This is a genomic window from Mesorhizobium sp., assembly GCF_017306585.1.
GTDB lineage: Bacteria > Pseudomonadota > Alphaproteobacteria > Rhizobiales > Rhizobiaceae > Mesorhizobium.
Window position 1 is genome coordinate 60,396 of sequence record NZ_JAFKIC010000113.1, and the last position, 19,921, is coordinate 80,316.

The following is a 19,921-nucleotide window of genomic DNA, read 5'->3' on the forward strand; positions in this document are numbered from 1 at the left end:
CGATGGAGGCGGGATGACCGAAGCTTCCAAAACGGAAGCCCCTCAATCCCTGCCGGCGGTGATTGACCGCCAGGCCTCGTCCCTTTTTGGCGGGCCGCTATCCTAAAATCCGTTCGAGTGTTTTTATATTTCCTGCAATCAACCCTGTTCGCACATGGTTATGCCATACGATCCTTTCGCCAGTTTTTCTGAACTGTTGCGATTTGTTTCTGGATTGTTTCTGAGCGCACTTTTTGGGCGCCTGTTTCGCTCTTTTTTGGGGATTGCGAAGCTAATCCCGGTACTCCTTCGTACCCGGCCCGGCGCTACAGGGCCGAAGAGCAGGCTCGCGGCCGGCCCGTCATGCAATCGCTACCTGCAAATATTGTACTGGATACCTGGATCACATTTGCGGCTTAGGTCGAAGTAATCAAATTTATACGGACGCGGCCTGAACCAAAGCAATTCCAGTGGCTTGCTCTGCCGCTCGCTGCCGTCAGCGAATTTCGCCCTGACGCGGAATTTGTGAATGGAGGAGCGGTCGGCATGGAATTTGAATCGGCTGGTTTGCTGCGCGATGTCGCGGTTGCCGCGAACAGGTACGTCGATGCTATAGTTCTTTCGGTTATACGGTAGGTGAATGTCCTGATAGCGAGCCGCCTCCGGTGAGCCTTCAGAGCCGGAGCCGCATTCAGCGACGGGTTCAGGCACCTCCAGCGCGGCGATGGAAACTGGGACGGTAAAGGCCTGTTCTTCCGTATGGATTTTATCGTCGGCGTCTTTCCACTTGTATTTCATCTTGCCTACGAGGTTGGTCAGCATCAAGCCTTCAAGTCTGTAGATAGACTTTGCTATCGCGCCCAGTTCTATCGAGGCCAGGAATTGACGCGAGCACTCTTCGAGCCCGTCGATGGACGCGCATTTGAAATGGCGCGTCTGTAAAGTGCCTACGTCCGCACCGGCCTGCCTGATTGAGGTCAATACGTCGATACTCTCCGAAGAATCGAAATCTTCGAGACCCTTGATGTCGAAAAAGGTCGATGAATAACCTCGCTCGTCGGAAAAAGCGAAATGGAATTCCGGCTCCAGAACTTGGCCCCACCCTTGGTTCAATATCATGAATCGTGGGCTGAACCCTTCGCAGCCGATATCCGCGAAAAGTGATAACATTGGTTTATTGAACGGTTCACTTTCCGTGAAATCCAGAGACATACTGGATATTCTGCCTTTTTTACCTTTGTCAGACGCTAGGTCGACCTTTAAAAAGGCATAATAGTCATCCCATTCTATTTCGCCAAACGTATGATCTTCTATTTCTATATTGCTGTCGCCATTCCAGAAATTCATAAGGGCGCTTGATCTCGGATAGAACTGAACGTTATCAGCCAAATTTAGTGTTTCGTATTGAAGCAATGGACTGGATATCAGGTTGATGCGCTCATCTATCGCCGCCGAGATGGAGAACCCGGCCGCCTGTCCCGACCTGGTTCCGGCTTTCAGAAGACCGCCCACCCGGGCATCGGCGAAGAGATCGGGGCGCCTGCCTTCGACTTCGCGTCCGCCCCGCCAGACGGATCGGTAGGTCGTGCCGCCGGGAAGCTGCGTCGTTCCCGTCCCGTCGCGGACGCCGTCGCGAAATGTGCCGATGAAGATCTCGCCATTCGTCGAGACATAGCGGGCCGGCCCGTCGGCCACGCCATGCCGCATCTGGCCTTGATAGCGGTTGCCGGCCTCATCCACCCACAGGACCGACCCCTCCGGGGCGCCATCCAGCCATTCGCCGTCGAGATACTCGCCCGTGCGCAATTCCAGCCGGCCATGTCCCTCCGGCTTGCCCCCGACGAGCGAGCCGACATAGGTGGCGAAGACCGTTCCCGGATCGTAGGAGGGCGAGCCGCCGACGCGCCATTGCAGGCGCCCATGCCCGGAAGGCAGCCCGTCGGGCGACAGGCCGCCATCGGCCAGCAGCGGGTCCGGTTCCCAGATGAAATCCAGGCCTTTTTCGGGCGAGGGGTCCCAGACGCGCACGGTCTTTCGCGAGACCGAACGGGTGGCGGCATCATAGATCGTCTGGACGCGGCTCTCCCACGCCGGATGGGGTGACGGATGGAGATAGTCACCGCCGGCGGCATCGATCGTTGCCGCCAGCACCGCGAGCGCGGCCAACGAAGCTCGTCTTGCAATCATCTCTCAATCCCCACCCGGCGCTGATTGCTAGGCCATCGCCTTGCCGAGTCAAGAGTGCGGGTCGGGCCGACCGCGGGCCATCCAGCCACCGGCCCTCAATCTTTTTTCAGAAAAACTTTCGCCGCCCGGGAATAAAGCGCCAGGCCGGCGGGTCTTCACTGCAAGCGGGGCAATCCAGCGGCCCGCGACCCCTGAGAAGAAACAAGGATTATCACGATGACCAAGCTCGCCCTCGGCGTGGCTGCGATGCTGCTCGCCTCGAGCTCCGCCTTCGCCGGCTCAGACCATTTCAATGCCGGTCCCGGAAGCCAGCCTGTCGCCAATGTCGACAGCACCGCCACCGCCTCGATCCCCTACACCGTGGGCCACAAGAAGGTCGCCACCAGGCCGACCTCCAGCTCCAGCCCGGCGCCGGCCCAGTCTGGCGCGGATGATTTCGGCCCGCCCGTCCTGGGCATGGGAGGCTGAATTCACGGGTTCGGGCTGCCCTCAAGGTCCCGACCAGGTCCGCGATCAGGGCGGAGGGCCTCGTGACAAGGTCCTCCGTCACCCCTTCACCACAACAGGAGAACGCTGATGTTCAGCATGACACGCCGCACAGTGCTTGGAACCGCCGCCGCCGCTGCCGCCTTCGGGCTGGCCGGCAAGCTCGAATTCACCCGACCGGCCTTCGCCCAGACGCCGGTGGAACCTGCCGTCGGCTTCTACAAATACACGGTCGGCGACATCGAGGTCACCGCCGTCTATGACGGCATCTGGAGGAAGCCGCACGACCCGGCCTTTATCGCCAATGCTTCGGTCGACGACACCAAGGCAGCGCTCGCCAAGGCGGGGCTGACCACCGACTTCATGCCCATTCCGCTCACCGTCGTGGTGCTGAAGATGGGCGGCCGGCTGATCATGATGGATGCCGGCTCGGGCGTCGGCCAGTGGCAGACCAACGCCACGCATCTGCCGGCCAACATGGCCGCCGCCGGCATCGACTACAAGGCGATCGACACCATCATGATCTCGCATTTCCACCCCGACCATGTCTGGGGCCTGATGGAGAAGGGCACCAACGCGCCGGTGTTTCCCAATGCCGAGCTGATCGTCAACGCCACGGAGTACAATTGGTGGACCGATCCCAGCCGGCTCGCGAAACTGCCCGAGGGCCGCAAGCCGGCGGGCAAGCGCATCGCCGAGAATTTCCCGAAATGGAAGAACTGGAAGCTGGTCGAGGACGGCGCGGAAGTGGCGCCCGGCATCCAGATCATCGCCGCGCCGGGCCATACGCCGGGCCATTCGGTGTATCTCGCCAGCACCGGCAAGGAACAGTTCATGGTCTCGGCCGACACCATGTACGTGCCGGCGCTGCTGGCGCCGCATCCGGAGTGGCAAGGCAGCTACGACCAGGACGGGCCGACGGCGATAACCACCCGCCACAAGATCATCGACCGGGTGATCGCCGACAACATCCGCATTTCCGGCTCGCACTTCCCGTTCCCCGGCACCGGCGTCTTCGTGAAAGACGGCAATGCTTACGGCTTCACACCGGTTCAAGTTTGAGACCGTTTGGAAACTCTACTCTGGCGGCCATCTGAAGGCGTTTTCTGCGCTTCCCGTTCTACTGCGTCGCAGTAGAACTGAGCTCACGTACCCAAAAGTACGCTGCGCTCCGGTTCTCGAAACCACCATCATATGACTCGCCAGAGCGAATTTCGAAACGGTCTCTCGACGCTAGCACTCAAACCAAGAGAGAAAGACAATGAGACAGATTTTCATGGGCAGGAACGCCCTGTTCGGCCTGCTCGGCGCTATCGCCGTGCTGACGGTCGTGCCCGTCGCCACGATCATGCCGGCCTATGCGGTCGACGACATCGAAGGCGCCGACGCGCCGGACCTCACCGCCGTCAAGGCCAAGATCGAGGCCAAGGACTACAAGGGCGCGCTGGCCGACCTGCGCGACCTCGCGCAGGACAACCAGCAGGCCGACGTCTACAACCTGCTTGGCTTCACGCTGCGCAAGACCGGCGATTTCCAGACCGCGCTGACCTACTACAACAAGGCGCTGGAGCTGAAGCCCGACCACAAGGCCGCCCGCGAATATCTGGGCGAGCTCTATGTCGAGACCGGCGACATGGCCAAGGCCAACGAACAGCTCGCCTCGCTGCAGAAACTGTGCCCCGCCGGCTGCGAGGAACTCGAGGATCTGCAGAAGGCCATCGCCACCAAGGTGACGAAGTAAGGTTGCCCTCACCCGGATTGCCGAGACCGAATTGCGAAGGGCAATTCAGGGCAATCCGACCTCTCCCCGAGGGGAGAGGAGGGGAGCCGGCGCTGGGCATTCCTCTTCTCCCCGCCGGGGAGAAGGTGGCCGCGAAGCGGCCGGATGAGGGGGCTGGCGCTGACCTCTCCCCTCATGGGCCAAAGTTCCGGCGCTCGTGGCTGGCGCCCTATTGCCGGAGCCGGCACCTCTCCCTCAGACCGGCTCCGGCCTTTTCGAGAAACCGACATTGCAGCGCCCTTTGCGCGTGGCCCACGGGCCGCGTGGCGCCTTGCCTGCGACCAGAAACTGGAGGCTGACCCATGACACTGACCGAAATCGACGCGAAGCTCACCGGCCTCGCCACGAGATATCACATAGGGGATGTGACCCTGCTTGCCGGCCGCCTGCTCATGTCCTTCATCTTCCTGCACGAGGGCGTGACGCTGATCATCCATTTCGACGGCGCCGCCAAGGCGATGGCCGCGCAAGGCGTCGGCCTGCCGCTGTTTGTCGCCACCATCGCGTTGCAGCTCGGGGCAGGGCTCTCGGTGGCGGCGGGCGTGCTGACGCGGCTGGGCGCCATCGGCCTCGGCTTCTTCTGCCTGGCAACGGCCACGCTGTTCCACACCAACTTCGCCAGCCAGACCGAGCTTTTGAATTTCGAGAAGGATCTGGCCATCGCCGGCGGCATGTTCGTACTGGCCGTCGCCGGCGCGGGCCGGATTTCGCTGGATTGGCTGGTCATGGCCTATCTCCAGCAGCGCAAGCGCGACAAGGAAATGGTGGCGGCCTTGCTGGCGGTGGAGAACCACATGACGGTTGATGTGAGGCTGCCGGTCTGAGGTCACGCGGGGCTTGCCCTGTCGGCGCTCCACGGCGCCCCCCTCTGTCCTGCCGGACATCTCCCCCACGAGGGGGGAGATTGGCTGCTTTGGCGCTGGCGCTCGTCTTGCAACGTTGAAAACTGGCGAAAGCCGAAGCGACATCGATCTCCCCCCAAGTGGGGGAGATGGCCGGCAGGCCAGAGGGGGGCGCCGTGGAGCGCTGCCTTCCGCACCCACCAATCACGCAGAATTTCCGGATCGTTCGCGGCGTCGCGACGTTCATCCTCCTCACAAGGGAGAAATCGACATGAGCGACGACAGGAACAACAAAATCCGCGACCGCGCCTACGCGATCTGGCAGCGCGAAGGCGGGTTGCATGGCGATCATGAGCGCCACTGGAACCAGGCGGAACTCGAAATTGACCGTGAGGCGGCGCTGCCGCTGACGGCGGACGATGCCTTGCCGCAAACGCGCGAAATTGCCAGCACCGACGTGCTGACGGTCGAGGACCTCGCCATGCGCACCGGCATATCGGGTGACCAGGCACAGGAGTTGATCGACCGCCTCGGCACCGACCGCGCCGCGATCGAGGATGCCGCCCGCGCACTGAAGTCCAGGCGCAAGCGCTGAGCGCGAACTCGCCTTTTCAAACAAGGCGTTGGGATAGCCCGATGAGAAGATGATTCATCGGGCGTCTTTTTCAAGGCCGGCGCTCCACGGCGCCCCCTCTGTCCTGCCGGACATCTCCCCCACAAGGGGGGAGATTGGCGGCTTTGGCGCTGGCACTTTTCCGGGGAACCCTAACCCCTCTCGCAGGTTCCTCCTGTCCAACCCCAACAGGAGATGCACCCCATGGACCACAGCAACCACGTCAGGCTGACCGATACCGAACTGACCTCTGACGAACTGGAAGGCGCCACCATCTACGGCCCCGGCGACGAGAAGATCGGCTCGGTCGATCATCTGCACGGCAGCCAGGTCGTCATCGATGTCGGCGGGTTTCTCGGCATCGGCGCCAAGCCGGTGGCGGTCGCCGCCCGCGAACTCGACTTCATGCGCGACGAGGACGGCGACATCCATGCCGTGACCAGTTGGACCAAGGACCAGCTGAAAGCCATGCCCGAGCATCGGGACTGATGCGGCAAAGCGAGAGCGGGCATTGCGCCCGCGATCGCCGGCACCAGGAGCAGGCCCGGCGGGAACCGGGCCTCTTCAGTTTCCAGGGAGAAGGCGATGATCCGCAAACTCAAGGACGGCAAATACCGGCTCTACTCACGCAAGAAGGACGAGAAGACCGGGAAGAGGCGCAATCTCGGCACGTTCGACACGCGCGAAGCGGCGGAGAAGCATGAGCGGGAGGTTCAGTATTTCAAGCGGCATTGAGAGGCCCTCTGCCGTGTCCGGCCCGTAGCTTATCCCTTGGCCGGTTCTTCGTAGATGCCGATGATGAGAAGCCATGCGCCCGAAATGAGGAAGGCGAACAACACGATGGTTCCAAGGGCGGCGATGTAAAGGCCCGTGCTGTGTCCGAGAATGAGGAAAATCGCGCCTGTGACCTCCGCGAGGTAACACATCGTGCCGCCGGCGAGCCGGGGTGCGGTGAGCCCGATGGAACTCATCCCCGACATGATGGCGACGACATACCCTCTGACAAAGATGAACGTTGCCACGAGCCAGAGGAAAAACCATTCGAGGCCAAGCGCCGGAAGATATTGACCGCCCAGAAGCGCCAGGCTGCATGCCATGAAAATCGCGGAGAAGCCCGACAGCATGTTGATTGCCCGGTTCTTGTGCGTCGTGTTGCGGACGATGCGTTCGGGATTGATCGAGATCGCGACGAAGATCAACCCGGCAAGCCCCGCCGCGCCGCCGCCCACCATGACGAAGAAATTGCTCCATTGATCCAACATGACTTGCCCCTCATGCCCGAGCTTCAGCCGGTTCGATGGAGGCGCAGGCTAGCATAGCTGCATTCTCGAACTCCACGGGATAGCGATCACGAGGGCGCCATCCGAGCGACGGGGCTTGGCTCCCGCCCATCATTGTTCAGCCGGCTTTGCGCACCATGCCCAAGTGGCCCAGCGCCGGAATCCAAGAAAACGGGCGCTTTCGTCCAAAACCGCCGCCGCACGATCGGAATAGTCTTCCCGATACCGATCGGTGCTAGCCAAGAACAGGCACAAAGCTATCAACCGGCATCGATCTCCTTTGGCTTCCGTCCGCTCCAGGGCGGCGCGGAAGCCGCAACCAATGGGAGACTTTTGTGGCTGCAGCGGCTCGTTCCGATACCACGCAATCCGAGACTTCAGATTTTTCCATGCGGCCGGTGCCGGCCGACCAGCGCATGTCCCGGGGCGCCCTGACAATGGCCTGGTGGGCTGTGTCGAGCGCCGTTTTCTATTTCGTCGTCGCGGCGGCCCTCGCTCAAGGGTTCGGCGCCAAGAATGCAATCATCGGCATGCTTCTGTCGGTGGTCGTCTACGCCGTCATCAACGCCGTCATCGCCCGCTACGCGATCAGGACCGGGCTGTCGGTCGGCCTGTTCTCGCGCATCCTGTTCGGCAATGCGGGCGCGGCGCTGGCAACGCTGATCTTCTTCGCCACCGCCATCTACTACGCGGTTTTCGAAGGGTCGGTCATCGCCGTCGGGATCAGCACGGTGTTCCCGCGCATCTCCTACGGATGGGCGGCGCTCATCGTCGTGCTCTACAGCGTACCGCTGACCATGGGTTCGGTGCAGAACTGGCTTAACAAGCTCAATGGCGTGCTGCTTCCGCTCTACCTGATCGGCCTCGTTGCGGCGGTGGTGATGGCGATCGCCGAATATGGCTATTCCAACGCCTGGATGTCGCTCGGCCCGGCAGGCGGCGCGCCGGCCGGCGGCTGGTGGGATTGCTTCGTCTACTTCATGGGCGTGTGGATCCTGATGATGTACACGTTCGACTATGCCCGTTTCGGCCGCGAGGAAGACGCGCGCTACCATGCGCTGATCAATTTCGGCACGCCGTTCTACCTGATGGCGCTCATCGTCAATGGGCTGTTCGGCATCTTCCTGGTCGCCACGGTGCCGATGCAGGGCGCGCTGTCGGAAGTGTCGGTGCTGCTCGCGCTGCTGAAACTGATGGGCATTGCCGGCCTGCTGTTCGTCTGGGTGACCCAGACGCGCATCAACACGGCGAACTTCCATCTCGCCACCGTCAACATGGAGACCTTCTTCGGAGAGCTGTTCGGCGCCCGCGCACCAAAATGGGTGTGGGCCCTCGTCGTCGGGGCCGCCGTCTACGCCCTCATGCTGGCCGACGTGTTTTCCTACCTGCTGCAGGCGCTCGCCTATCAGGGCATCTTCGTCGTGGCCTGGGTCGCGATCGCCCTGACGCACATCCTGTCGTCGCGCTATGAACGCATGTTCGGCACGACCCTGGAATATCGCAGCGACCGCGTGCCGACATTCAATCCGTGCGGGCTCGCCGCCTGGTTCGCGGGCGCCGGCGCCGGCCTCGTGCTGCAGCAGATGGGCGGGCTGACCGCGAGCTTCTCGGCTCCGGTGACGGCCATCGTGGCGGCCGGCCTCTATTACGGGCTGCTGACGCAGGCCCAGCCACACTGGTTCGTCAAGCGGGCGGCCTGAGGCCGTCCGCTCCGCTTCATTCACTCAAGAACAGAGACAATACAATGACTTATCGCATTTCCGTCGACACTGGCGGGACGTTCACCGACGTCGTGGTCAATGACGGCAACGGCAATTTCTCCATCGGCAAGTCGCTGACCACGCCCGACCGCATCTTCGAGGGCATGCGCAATGCGATGGTCAATGTCGCGCAGGACATGTCGACCTCGCTCGAGGACCTTCTGGAGAACACCTCGCTGCTGATCTACGGCACGACCCGGGCGACCAACGCCATCGTGACCAAGACGGTTGCCAAGACGGCGCTGCTCACCACGCAAGGGTTTCCCGACGTGCTGGTGCTGAAGGAGGGCGGAAAATTCAATCCGCATGATTTCTCGCAGGATTATCCGCATCCCTACCTGCCGCGCCGCCATACGTTCGAGATCGAGGAGCGGGTTGGCTCCGAGGGGCAGATCATCATTCCGCTCAATATCGAGGAAGCAGGCCGCACGATCGGCAGGCTCGGCGAGCAGAATTTCGAGGCCATCGCGGTCTGCCTGCTGTGGTCGATCGCCGACCCCAGCCATGAGCTCCAGCTGGGCGCGCTGATCGAGGAGATGCTGCCCGGTGTTCCCTACACGCTGTCGCACCAGCTGATCTCGGTGGTTCGCGAATACCGCCGGGCGTCGGCGACGGCAATCGACGCCTCGCTGAAGCCGCTGATGCAGGCGCATCTTCGCGACCTCGAAGGCGATCTTCGCCTGGCCGGCTACCAGGGCGAGGTGCTGGTCAGCACGGCGGCGGGCGGCTGCAGCAGCATCGATGCGCTGATCGAGAAGCCGATCTACACGGTCGGATCGGGCCCGGCCATGGCGCCGATCGCCGCCAGGACCTATTCGGCCATGGAAGGCATGGGCGAGGACGTCATCGTCTGCGATACCGGCGGCACCACGTTCGACGTGGGCGTGGTGCGCGACGGCCGCCTGACGTTCAGCCGCGACACCTGGCTAGGGCCGCGCTACACCGGCGACCTGCTCGGCATTTCCGCCGTCGACATGCGCTCGATCGGCGCGGGCGGCGGCTCGATCGCCTGGATCGACGATGGCGGCCTGATGCGTGTCGGGCCGATGTCGGCGGGCTCGGTGCCTGGACCGGCCTGCTACGGGCGCGGCGGCACCAAACCAACCGTGTCCGACGCCGCGGTGGTGCTTGGATATTTCGACCCGGATTATTTTCTCGGCGGCCGCATGAAGCTCGATGTCGAGGCCGCGCGTCATGCCGTCCACGGCGTCGCCTTGCAGATCGGCCTGACGATCGAGGAGACGGCGTTCCGGATCCTCGGCCTTGCCAGCGACCTCATGGTGCGCGCGATCGGTGACGTGACCATCAACGAAGGCGTCAATCCGCGCGAAAGCACGATCGTGGCGGGCGGCGGCGCCGCCGGCGTCAACATCATGCTGATCGCCAGGGAGCTTGGCTGCGGCAAGGTGATCCTGCCCGGCAGCGCCTCGGCGCTTTCCGCCGCTGGCATGCAGTTCGCCAACATCGTGGCCGAGGAGGCGCAAAGCCTGGTCACGCTGTCCAACCGCTTCGACGCGGTACGCGTCAACGAGGTCTTCGACGAGCTCGAGAACAAGCTCGACGCGTTCCGCAGGAAGCTGCCGGGCCGCGGCGACGCCTATGCCATCGAGCGCATCGGCGAGGCCCGCTATCTCGGCCAGATATGGGAACTCGACACGCCCTTGCCGATGGACCGGTTCTTCGGCGACGACGACCTCGCCGCCTATGTCGGCGCCTTCCACGACGTACATGAGCGGGTGTTCGCGGTGCGTGATCCCAACAGCCCGATCGAGACCGTCAGCTGGAAGGCCCGGCTCAAGGTCGCGCTGTCCGAGCCGCCGGTTCCGGCTCCTTCCGTCGAATTCAGCGAGGTCAAGCCGGGCGCGGCGACGCGGCCCTGTTTCTTCGGCGGTAAGACGCCGCTCGAGGTTCCCATCTACAAGCCAGGCGACCTTGCGCCCGGCAGCCGCATCCAGGGACCGGCCATCATCGAGGAGACCACCACCACCCTGGTCGTCTATCCCGACATGGCCGTCTCGATCAGCGGCAACGGCAACTACCTGCTTGAAATCGCCTGACACATCGCGCCCGCGAAGGACCCATATCATGACCGACACGACAGAAGCCGATTTCGACCCCTATATGACCGCGATCATTTCCAACCGCATCGACGGCATCATCCGGGAAATGACCAACACCTTGCTGCGCGCCGCCCGCTCGGGCGTCATCAACGGCGCGCGCGACTTCAGCTGTTCGATCTGCACCGGCGACAACCGGCTGCTTGCCTCGGCCGAGGGCCTGCCGATCCACATCTTCGGCAGCCACATGCAGACGCAGGCGATGTGCGACTTCGCCGGCGACGAGCTCGCCGAAGGCGACTGCTACCTGCACAACGATCCCTATAGCGGCAACACGCATGCCGGCGACCACACCTATCTGGTGCCGGTGTTCATCGATGGCGAGCATCTTTTCACCGCTGTCGCCAAGGCGCACCAGGCCGATATCGGCAACGCCCTGCCCACGACCTACATGGCCGGTGCGAAGGACCAGTATGCCGAGGGCGCGCTGATCTTCCCGGCGGTGCGGATCCAGCGCAATCACGAGATGGTCGAGGATGTCGTGCGCATGTGCCGTTCGCGCATCCGTGTGCCGGACCAGTGGTATGGCGATTTTCTCGCGGGCATCGGCGCGGCGCGCATCGCCGAACGGCGGCTGAAGGAGTTGTGCGCCAAATACGGCAAGGAGCAGATCAAGGCCTTCGTGCGCCACTGGTTCGCCTATTCGGAGCAGCGCATGATCCAGGCGATCCGCGCCCTGCCCAGGGTGACGCTGACGAATTCCGGCGCGCACGATCCGTTCGGCGATCTCCTGCCCGAGGGCATTCCGCTCAAGGTGACGATCGACATCGACCCGGAAAAGGCGCTCATCGAGCTCGACCTGACCGACAATGGCGACAATGTCGAATGCGGTTTCAACGAGAGCGAGGCGTGCACCTCGGCTTCGACCATCACGGGCATATTCAACGCGCTGGATTCCTCGGTGCCGCGCAATTACGGATCGTTCAGCCGCATCAGGCTGAAACTGCGCGACGGCTGCGTGGCGGGACGGCCGAAATTTCCGCACAGTTGCTCGGTCGCCACCACCAATGTCGCCGACCGGCTGGTCAACATCGTGCAATCGGCCTTTGCCGAGTTGGGAGAAGGCTGGGGCCTGGCCGAGGGCGGGCTCGGCATGGGCGCGGGCTGCGCCGTGGTGTCGGGCAAGGACCACCGCGCCGACAACGCGGCCTATGTCAACCAGCTCTTCCTGGCCAATGCCGGCGGGCCGGGGTCGCCCAGCGCTGATGGCTGGATCACCTATGGCCTGCCTGTCGCGGCCGGGCTGATGTATCGCGACTCGGTCGAGATCGACGAACTCAAGCATCCCATCGCCATCCGCTTCCTGCGCCTGATGGAGGGCACGGGCGGGGCCGGCAAATTCCGCGGCGCGCCGGCCATGGAAGTGGCCTATGGCCCGAAGGAACAGCCGATGGATGTCATCTGGCCCTGCGACGGCACCGTCTACCCGCCCAAGGGCGTGCGCGGCGGCGGCGACGGCTTCCGCTGCCGGCACTGGAAGGTGGGCGCCAACGGGCAGGAGGAGGAATTGCCCAACATCGCCGTGCTGAAGATCCGCAAGGACGAGTATGTCAGGGGCAACCAGGCCGGCGGCGGTGGCTACGGAAACCCGCTGGAGCGCGACCCCAGGCGCGTGCTGAGCGACGTGATCGAGCGCTACGAAACGCTGGAGCGCGCCAACGACATCTATGGCGTGGTGTTTTCCGGCAGCGATCCCGACACGATGGGCATCGACGAGGCCGCGACCGCGCGGCGGCGGGCGGAACTGAGGCGCGCGGCGGCCTGACGCCTCGGCTTAGAACCCGGCCGCGTGCAGCCGGCGGTACTCGCCGGGAGACATCGAGGTCTCCTGGCGAAAGACCCGGCTGAAATAGGCCGGGTCGACGAAGCCAGCCAGGTAGGAGATTTCCTGGAGGGATTTTCCCGCCAGGTTCCTGTTCCTGAGCAATTGCTGGGCCTGGATGACGCGGCGCTTGCGGATGGTCTCGGTCACCGTCTCGCCGCGCTCGGCGAAGATCTTCTGGATGTAGCGGGGCGACAGGCCGAGCCGCGCGGCGATCAGCGCGCTGCCGAGATCCGGGTCCGATATGTGTTCCTCGATGAAATGCAGGATGCGCTGCCGGTTGGCGAAGCGCACGGAACTCTCCTCCGTGGCCGCGCCGGCGGGCACGGTCAGCGCCAGCGCCAGCAGGTCGAACAGCGTGTGGCGCAGGAATTTCGCTTCCGGCCCGCTCAGATGAGCCCCGTGCCGGGTGATCGAGCGCAGGAACTCATGGAACATCTGGACCAGCGGCTGTTCGCGCTGGCATTGCCGCGCGGTCATGTCGTCGATCCACGGCACCCGCTCGCGCAGCATGCCCGCCGGCAGGCGAACCGCGGTGATCAGCGTGCGGTCCGGCTGGCCATAGACATAGGGATCGCCGGTGCCGATGAAGGCGAGGTCGCCGGGGCGGACCTGACATTCGCGCGTCCGCTGGGTGAGGTAGAGGCTGTGCGAGCCGGTTATCGGCATCATGAAGAAATCATCGTCGCTGCGCCCGATATGGGCGGGGCGGCGGGTGACCGTCATCGGGTCGCTGTCCAGCACGCCGATGCGGATTTCGGCGACATCGTGGACCGACAGGTGGCCGACGCTGAACGCGGTCGCGGGCGTGGAAAGGTCGAGCGGGTAATAATAATTGTTGAGCGCGTCGCGCCAGGCCGCCAGCCTCGACCCGACGCGGACGACCGAACTGATATCGACCTTGGTGACCGGCGCGGTGGCGCCATGTCCCGTCGTCTCGAAATCGAACCCGGCACGGTCCTTCATGATTTCTTCCCACCACCGCCTGTTTTCCAGGCAGATGCAACCAGTCGGCTAAACTAGCGACGCCGCCAGACACTGTAACGCAAATGTCGTGCCGTTCACACAGTTTTGCGGCTGCGTTTGGTGGGGGCAAGACCGGCGCTCCACGGCGCCCCCCTCTGGCCTGCCGGCCATCTCCCCCACGAGGGGAGCTTGGCAGCTTCAGCGCCGGCGCTCGCCTATACTCTGTTGGAGATTGGCGAAGGCCGCGATGACAGCTGATCTCCCCCCTCGTGGGGGAGATGGCCGGCAGGCCAGAGGGGGCGCCGTGGAGCGCTCACCTTCACCCTTTCCCCGGAACCCCTTGCGGAACTTCGTGCAGCATTGTCACTGTCTGGCCACAGATATTAGCCGCGTCAGATCTTAACGGCGCTTACCCGCAAAATTAACCATTTGTTAACCATTAGCCCGGCACCCTTTAACCATTGAGTAAGGAATCGACCGGCCGTGACCTTTGCCGCCCCCGTTGAGACCAAATCCATCCGATTTCGCGCTCGTTCCTTCGTCGCTTTCACGCTGACGCCGGAGGCGCCCATCACCGACTGGCTTGAGGGGCTCGACCACTGGATCGGCAATTCGCCGGGCTATTTCAACGGTCGGCCTGTGGTGCTCGATCTCAACGTTTTGAAGCCCGATGTGGCCGATATCGCCTTGCTGGTGGCCTCGCTCGCGGGGCGGGGCATCCGGGTCTACGCCATCGAACTCGAAGGCGCTTCGCTGGGGCTGGACCTGCCGCCGCTGCTGTCCAGCGCCAAGGAGGCGACGGCCGAGGGGCTGCTTGGCCGCGCGGCGCGCAAGGCGCGGGCGGAGGAACTGGAAGCGGCCGTTGCCGTGGAGCACGCCGTGCCGGCGGAGGCGCCCGTGGCGGTCTTGCCGGCAGCGGTTTCGGCCAACGCGGCTTTTCAGGACGACACGTCCCAGGATGCGACCGTCCACGAGCAAGAGGCGGACCCCGCGCTGGCGGGGCTGGAAGCGGTCAGGATCGAACCGGCCACGGCGGAATTCGCCAAAGCGGGATCGGGGCAGGGCGCTCTCCCCCAGTCAAGCGAACCGGCGGCCGGCACGCTGATGATCAAGACGCCGATCCGCTCGGGGCAGTCCGTGTTCCATCCTCATGGCGATGTCATCGTGCTGGGCTCGGTGGCGTCGGGCTCGGAGATCGTCGCGGGCGGCTCCATTCATGTCTACGGCACGCTGCGCGGCCGGGCGATCGCGGGTTCGGAAGGCAATATCTCGGCGCGCATCTTCTGCCGCAAGAACGAGGCGGAACTGCTGGCGGTCGACGGCTGGTACACGACGGCGGAAGAGATGGAAGGCGTGTCGCGCGGCAAGGCGGTGCAGGCCTTCCTCGAAAACGACGCGCTGTGCGTGATGCCGCTCGGCTGAGCGTCGGCGCAAGCTTCGGGCCGGCTTCGCGTGCGAGGATCGGCGGTTGAGACAGGATGCCGTGCCGGCACGGCAGGGCTAAAAGATAAAACGCCAACGGAGGCTGGATATATGGGCAAGGTAGTGGTGGTCACCTCGGGCAAGGGGGGCGTCGGAAAGACGACTTCGACGGCCGCGCTCGGCGCCGCCGTGGCCAAGACCGGCAAGAAGGTGGCGCTCGTCGATTTCGACGTCGGCCTCAGGAATCTCGACCTCATCATGGGCGCCGAGCGGCGCGTGGTGTTCGATCTCGTCAACGTCATCCAGGGCACGGCCAAGCTGTCGCAGGCGCTGATCCGCGACAAGCGGCTGGAGACGCTCTATCTGCTGCCCGCCTCGCAGACCCGCGACAAGGACGCGCTGACCGAAGAAGGCGTGGAGGAAGTCATCGGCCGCCTGCGCCAGGTGTTCGACTATGTGTTCTGCGACAGCCCGGCCGGCATCGAGCGCGGCGCCCAGCTTGCCATGCGCTTCGCCGACGAGGCCGTCATCGTCACCAATCCGGAAGTGTCGTCGGTGCGCGATTCCGACCGCATCATCGGCCTGCTCGACGCCCGCACCATGCGCGCCGAACAGGGCGAGCATATCGCCAAGCACGTGCTGGTGACGCGTTACGACGCGGCGCGCGCGGCGCGCGGCGAGATGCTGTCGATCGACGACGTGCTGGAAATCCTGTCGGTGCCGCTCATCGGCATCATCCCGGAAAGCCAGGATGTGCTGCGCGCCTCCAATCTCGGCGCGCCGGTGACGCTGTCGGAGCCGATCAACGCCGCCGCCAAGGCCTATCTCGAAGCGGCGCGCAGGCTGGAAGGCGAAGACCTGCCGGTGGTCGTTCCCTTCGAGCGCAAGGGTTTTCTCGACCGGCTTCTCGGAAGGAGGGCGGCATGAGCATTCTCGACCTCTTCAAGCGGCGCACCAGTGCGCCGGTGGCGCGCGAGCGGCTGCAGGTGCTGCTCGCCTATGAGCGCCGCAGCCGCGCCCAGCCCGACCTTGTCTCGATCCTGCGCGAGGAGATCATGGCCGTCATCGCCAAGCACGTGCAGATCGACCAGGACTATCTCCAGGTGTCGATGGACCGCGGCGAGACGATGTCGACGCTGGAGATCGACATCCAGATCCCCAACAAGAGCCCGGTGCCGCTCGCCATGGCGGGGTGAGGCGAAGCAGGGGAAGGCCGCGATCCTTCGCGCCCCCCTCTGTCCTGCTGACCGTTATTTCTCAGCTCATCGTCCGAAATACCTCTCCAGCATCAGCCATCATTGACATCGGCCAAATTTAAGGTCTCACTAATGTTTGTAGCCTGCGATTACAGACATTGGGGGCAACAATGCCGGACATCGGGAAAGCAGTGCAGGACCTGACCAAGGCCGCGCAGGACTATGGCGCGGCGCGGCAGGAAGAAGAAGCGGCACAGAAGGATGAAGACGCCGAACTGGCGGCGATGAAGGCCGCGAGCAAGGCGGTGATGCGCGCCAAGGGCAAGGAGGCGACCGCAGCCGCCGGCCGCGAGTTCCACCGTGTGGAAGCGCTGTGGCGAGCCGCCAACACAAGGCGCAAGAAAGCCACGCTGGCGCGCATGCTGGCGGAAAAGAAATTCCGCGAAAAGATGCGCAAGTTCAACGAGGCGATGTGGGCGCTGATGTCGCCGTGAGGTAAGGGCGGCTGCCGCCCATGGCGGGCCGCCCCCATCACACCGCCTTGAACACCACCGTCTGCGCCAGGCCGCCGCCGAAGCGGTTTTCCAGCGTCACCGTGCCGCCGTAGCGCTCGATGATTTCCTTGGCGATGGCGAGCCCCAGGCCCGCGCCGGGGATGGATTGCTGGCGGCCGGGGTCGACGCGGAAGAAGGGTTCGAAGGCCTTGTTGATGAGGTCGGGCGGGATCCCCGGGCCGATGTCGCAGATCGACAGCACGGCGCGCCGGTCGGCGGCGGTGAGCGAAATGGTGCAGGCCCGGCCGTGGGTGGCGGCGTTGACGATCAGGTTTCGCAGCGCCCGGCGCAGGCCGAGCGCGCCGGCGCGCACCGAGACGGCGTCGAGGCGTTCGATGGAGACGTCGTGGCCGAGCGTGGCCATTTCGTCCGCTATGTCGCGCACCATCCTTTCCAGGTCGAGCGGCTCGACGGCGTCCTGGTTCACCTCCTCGCGCACCAGGCGGATGGCGCTGTCGGCGATGCGGTCGAGTTCGTCGAGATCGTGCAGCCACTTGTCGCGTTCCTCGTCGAGGAATTCGGCGCGCAGCCGCATGCGCGTCATCGGTGTGCGCAGGTCGTGGCCGGCGGCGGCCACCAGCCGCATGCGGCTTTCCATCGACGTCTTCAGCCGCGAGGATAGCTGGTTCAGCGCATGCGCGGTCGCCTTGACCTCGGCCGAGCCGACCTCGGGCACCGCCGCCAGCACGCCGTCGGAGCCGATCTTGGAGACGGCGGCCTCCAGCATTTCCAGCGGCCGGATCAGCACCGAGGTGAAATAGACCGAGACGGCGGTGGCCCCGGCCACGATCAGCGAAATCCAGCCGGCCAGAACAAGCCATTCGCGCTTGGGCGGGGTGATCAGCGGCACTTCCACGATCACCCAGCGGCCGTCCGACAGGCGCGCCGAGGCGACCTGGCCGGGGCCGTCGGTCTTCTCGCTGACCATGGCCTCTACATCGAGGCCGCGCCCGCGCAATATGTCGTTGAGCATCGCGGTCTCGGCGCGGTCCAACCGGCCGCCGGCGGGATGGTCGCTGAGATGGACGGGCAGGCCGTCGGGGATTTCGCCGGGCAGCACGCGCAGCACCAGTTCCATCTGCTGGGCGACCCAGGGCACGGTCAGTTCCGGCGGCGGGCCGCCGCCGCGCACGCTGATGACGGCGGCGGTCGCCAAGCCGACGACGCCGACGATGGAGGCGACCAGCAGGACGATGAGGCGGCGGCGGAGCGAGTTCACGCCTCGATCTCCACGGTCTCGACGCGCGCGGTGAGCTGATAGCCGCCATTGCGCACCGTCTTGAACAGCGGCCCGTCGCCGGCCTCGGCGAATTTGCGGCGCAGCCGGCTCATCAGCACGTCGACGGAGCGTTCGAGCGGGTCGCGCTCGCGGCCCTGCGTGAGATCAAGCAACTGGTCGCGCGACAGCAGCCGGCCGGGGCGGTCGAGGAATACCTGCAAAAGGTCGAACTCGGCGCCGGTGAGGTCGACAAGCTCGCCTTGCGCGTCGATCACCTTGCGGGTGTCCGGCTCCAGCCGGTAGCTGGCGAAGCGATAGACGCGGGCGCGGGGCGGGGCGGGCGCATCCTCGGGCACGACACGCCTCAGCACGGCGCGGATGCGGGCGGTAAGCTCGCGCGGGTTGAACGGTTTGCCGAGATAGTCGTCGGCGCCGAGTTCCAGCCCGATGATGCGGTCGACATCTTCCTTCAGCGCCGTCAGCAGGATGACGGGGATATGCGGCTTGCGGTCGCGCAGGCCGCGGCAGATGTCCAGCCCCGAGCCGTCCGGCAGCATGACGTCGAGCACCATCAGGTCGAACTGGCCTGTCGCCAGCTTCTGCTCGCATTCGCGCCGGTCGGCCGCGACGGAGACGCGAAACCCCTGGCCGTCGAGATAGCGGCCGAGAAGCGTGCGGATTTCGCGGTCGTCGTCGACGACGAGGATATGGGGTTGTGACTGCATGTTGGTGCCATTGCCCGTGATCATGGGGCCCGTAACCATAGGGGCTTGGCGGTGATTATAGGGAGAGCGCGGACAAGCGGCATGGAAAATTGCAACGCAATGTTGCTGGCGGCCCGCTGGAAACATTCGGAAACAAATTGCCCTTTTGCGGAAACCTTCGGCAACACGCCGACGCGAAGCGGACAAACAGCCTTCCTATCCTCCTGGTCGTCCCAAGCATGGATGAAAGGAACCACATCATGCGCAACAGACTTCTTGCGCTCGGCCTGTTTTCCCTCGCCGCCATCCACCCGGCACTTGCCGCGCAGCCCGATCCCGGCGGCGCGCCCGGCGAGGCGCCGCCCATGCCGCCAATGATGGCCATGCAGGGCGGTCCCGACCTCGGTCCCGGCCCGCACGGCCCGATGCCGCACGGTCCGAAAGGCTTTGGCCCGCAGGGCTTCGGGCCCGAAGGCTTCGGCCCCCGCCGCATGGGACCGCCGCCGGAATTCATGCTGGCCACGAGGCTGGCAGTGCTGGAGACGCGGGTCGGCATCCGCTCCGAACAGCTCGACGCCTGGCGCGACTACACCAGCGCGCTCCAGGCGGTGCTTGCGCCGTCGCACCATGATCGCGGCCCTGGCGGCACCGGTGGTCCTGGCGGGCCGGATGGCGGCCCTCAGGCGAAAGGCCCCGATGCGGGTCCGGACGCCAAGGCCGATCCCTTCGCCTTCCAGGAAAGGCTGGCCGACGATGTCACGGCCCGTGCGGCCTCGGCGGCCAAGCTGAAGGACGCGATCGCCGAACTGCGCGCCAAGCTCTCGCCCGAACAGCTCGAAATCCTCGCTTCGGCGGAACGCCCTCACGGACCACCCCCCGGTCCCTGGGGCGGCCCGCCGGAAGATGCAGCCGGACCTGGAGGTCCGCCCGACCAGGGCGGACAGCTTCCGCCACCCCAGCCCGGGAATGGCTCATAACTCTGACCGGCTGCGCC

20 protein-coding genes are annotated in these 19,921 nt (G+C 64.6%); 15 read left to right on the top strand and 5 right to left on the bottom strand.

All coding sequences use genetic code 11. From position 1 onward, the window contains the following. Positions 1-351: 351 nt before the first annotated feature. Positions 352-2,145, bottom strand: coding sequence for a hypothetical protein (locus J0I79_RS07180; RefSeq protein ID WP_292856058.1), 1,794 nt, complete (start codon positions 2,143-2,145; stop codon positions 352-354). Positions 2,146-2,382: 237 nt separating this feature from the next. On the opposite strand from J0I79_RS07180, the gene J0I79_RS07185 reads away from it, so the two are divergent. The 7 genes from J0I79_RS07185 (at position 2,383) to J0I79_RS07215 (ending at position 6,622) form a co-directional block, all read left to right on the top strand. Next, the gene (locus tag J0I79_RS07185; RefSeq protein ID WP_292856059.1) at positions 2,383-2,634 is read left to right on the top strand and encodes a DUF680 domain-containing protein; all 252 of its coding nucleotides are present in this window, start codon (positions 2,383-2,385) and stop codon (positions 2,632-2,634) included. 108 nt (positions 2,635-2,742) lie between these two features. Next, positions 2,743-3,714 (top strand): MBL fold metallo-hydrolase, encoded by a 972-nt coding sequence (locus tag J0I79_RS07190; protein WP_292856061.1) that lies wholly within the window; start codon positions 2,743-2,745, stop codon positions 3,712-3,714. Positions 3,715-3,913: 199 nt separating this feature from the next. Further along, positions 3,914-4,393, top strand: a complete 480-nt coding sequence (locus J0I79_RS07195) for a tetratricopeptide repeat protein (RefSeq protein WP_292856062.1) — start codon at positions 3,914-3,916, stop codon at positions 4,391-4,393. A gap of 341 nt (positions 4,394-4,734) precedes the next feature. After that, positions 4,735-5,256, top strand: a complete 522-nt coding sequence (locus J0I79_RS07200) for a DoxX family protein (RefSeq protein WP_292856063.1) — start codon at positions 4,735-4,737, stop codon at positions 5,254-5,256. A gap of 289 nt (positions 5,257-5,545) precedes the next feature. Next, complete coding sequence (locus J0I79_RS07205) at positions 5,546-5,869, top strand: DUF2934 domain-containing protein (protein WP_292856065.1); 324 nt, start codon at positions 5,546-5,548, stop codon at positions 5,867-5,869. Positions 5,870-6,091: 222 nt separating this feature from the next. Continuing rightward, positions 6,092-6,376 carry a PRC-barrel domain containing protein gene (locus tag J0I79_RS07210; RefSeq protein WP_292856066.1) on the top strand — a complete coding sequence of 95 codons (285 nt, stop codon included), beginning with the start codon at positions 6,092-6,094 and terminating at the stop codon, positions 6,374-6,376. A gap of 96 nt (positions 6,377-6,472) precedes the next feature. Continuing rightward, positions 6,473-6,622, top strand: coding sequence for a hypothetical protein (locus tag J0I79_RS07215; RefSeq protein WP_023677295.1), 150 nt, complete (start codon positions 6,473-6,475; stop codon positions 6,620-6,622). A gap of 29 nt (positions 6,623-6,651) precedes the next feature. Here the strand turns inward: J0I79_RS07215 and J0I79_RS07220 are convergent, their stop codons facing one another. Beyond that, positions 6,652-7,149: a hypothetical protein gene (locus J0I79_RS07220; RefSeq protein WP_292856068.1), complete on the bottom strand. Its 498-nt coding sequence runs from the start codon at positions 7,147-7,149 to the stop codon at positions 6,652-6,654. Between the two features lie 353 nt (positions 7,150-7,502). Between J0I79_RS07220 and J0I79_RS07225 the strand changes: the two genes are divergently transcribed. The 3 genes from J0I79_RS07225 to J0I79_RS07235 are packed head-to-tail and all read left to right on the top strand — an operon-like array spanning position 7,503 to position 12,809. Continuing rightward, a complete protein-coding gene (locus J0I79_RS07225; protein WP_292856070.1) occupies positions 7,503-8,867 on the top strand; it encodes an allantoin permease in 1,365 nt (454 codons plus the stop codon). A 44-nt stretch (positions 8,868-8,911) separates the two neighbouring features. Then, positions 8,912-10,984 carry a hydantoinase/oxoprolinase family protein gene (locus J0I79_RS07230; RefSeq protein ID WP_292856071.1) on the top strand — a complete coding sequence of 691 codons (2,073 nt, stop codon included), beginning with the start codon at positions 8,912-8,914 and terminating at the stop codon, positions 10,982-10,984. Between the two features lie 28 nt (positions 10,985-11,012). Continuing rightward, on the top strand, positions 11,013-12,809 hold the full coding sequence (locus J0I79_RS07235) for a hydantoinase B/oxoprolinase family protein (protein ID WP_292856073.1): 1,797 nt from the start codon (positions 11,013-11,015) through the stop codon (positions 12,807-12,809). 9 nt (positions 12,810-12,818) lie between these two features. On the opposite strand, the gene J0I79_RS07240 is transcribed toward J0I79_RS07235, so the two are convergent. Continuing rightward, positions 12,819-13,832: a helix-turn-helix domain-containing protein gene (locus J0I79_RS07240; RefSeq protein WP_292856075.1), complete on the bottom strand. Its 1,014-nt coding sequence runs from the start codon at positions 13,830-13,832 to the stop codon at positions 12,819-12,821. A 483-nt stretch (positions 13,833-14,315) separates the two neighbouring features. Here J0I79_RS07240 and minC point away from each other — a divergent pair, with 483 nt between their 5' ends. The 4 genes from minC to J0I79_RS07260 all read left to right on the top strand — a co-directional run bounded on the left by minC (position 14,316) and on the right by J0I79_RS07260 (position 16,944). Continuing rightward, a complete protein-coding gene (gene minC, locus J0I79_RS07245) occupies positions 14,316-15,254 on the top strand; it encodes a septum site-determining protein MinC (RefSeq protein WP_292856076.1) in 939 nt (312 codons plus the stop codon). A 111-nt stretch (positions 15,255-15,365) separates the two neighbouring features. Then, the gene (minD, locus tag J0I79_RS07250) at positions 15,366-16,181 is read left to right on the top strand and encodes a septum site-determining protein MinD (RefSeq protein WP_137933594.1); all 816 of its coding nucleotides are present in this window, start codon (positions 15,366-15,368) and stop codon (positions 16,179-16,181) included. Further along, positions 16,178-16,450: a cell division topological specificity factor MinE gene (minE, locus tag J0I79_RS07255; protein WP_137933593.1), complete on the top strand. Its 273-nt coding sequence runs from the start codon at positions 16,178-16,180 to the stop codon at positions 16,448-16,450. Before minD ends, minE begins: the two co-directional genes overlap by 4 nt. Positions 16,451-16,620: 170 nt before the next feature. After that, positions 16,621-16,944 (top strand): hypothetical protein, encoded by a 324-nt coding sequence (locus tag J0I79_RS07260; RefSeq protein WP_292856081.1) that lies wholly within the window; start codon positions 16,621-16,623, stop codon positions 16,942-16,944. Positions 16,945-16,981: 37 nt separating this feature from the next. Here the strand turns inward: J0I79_RS07260 and J0I79_RS07265 are convergent, their stop codons facing one another. Together J0I79_RS07265 and J0I79_RS07270 are read right to left on the bottom strand one after the other, a co-directional pair. Continuing rightward, positions 16,982-18,223, bottom strand: a complete 1,242-nt coding sequence (locus J0I79_RS07265) for an ATP-binding protein (RefSeq protein ID WP_292856082.1) — start codon at positions 18,221-18,223, stop codon at positions 16,982-16,984. Continuing rightward, positions 18,220-18,948, bottom strand: coding sequence for a response regulator (locus tag J0I79_RS07270; RefSeq protein WP_292856088.1), 729 nt, complete (start codon positions 18,946-18,948; stop codon positions 18,220-18,222). The genes J0I79_RS07265 and J0I79_RS07270 overlap by 4 nt, the downstream gene beginning before the upstream one ends. Before the next feature lie 239 nt (positions 18,949-19,187). Between J0I79_RS07270 and J0I79_RS07275 the strand changes: the two genes are divergently transcribed. Next, positions 19,188-19,904 carry a hypothetical protein gene (locus J0I79_RS07275; protein WP_292856084.1) on the top strand — a complete coding sequence of 239 codons (717 nt, stop codon included), beginning with the start codon at positions 19,188-19,190 and terminating at the stop codon, positions 19,902-19,904. Positions 19,905-19,921 lie beyond the last annotated feature (17 nt).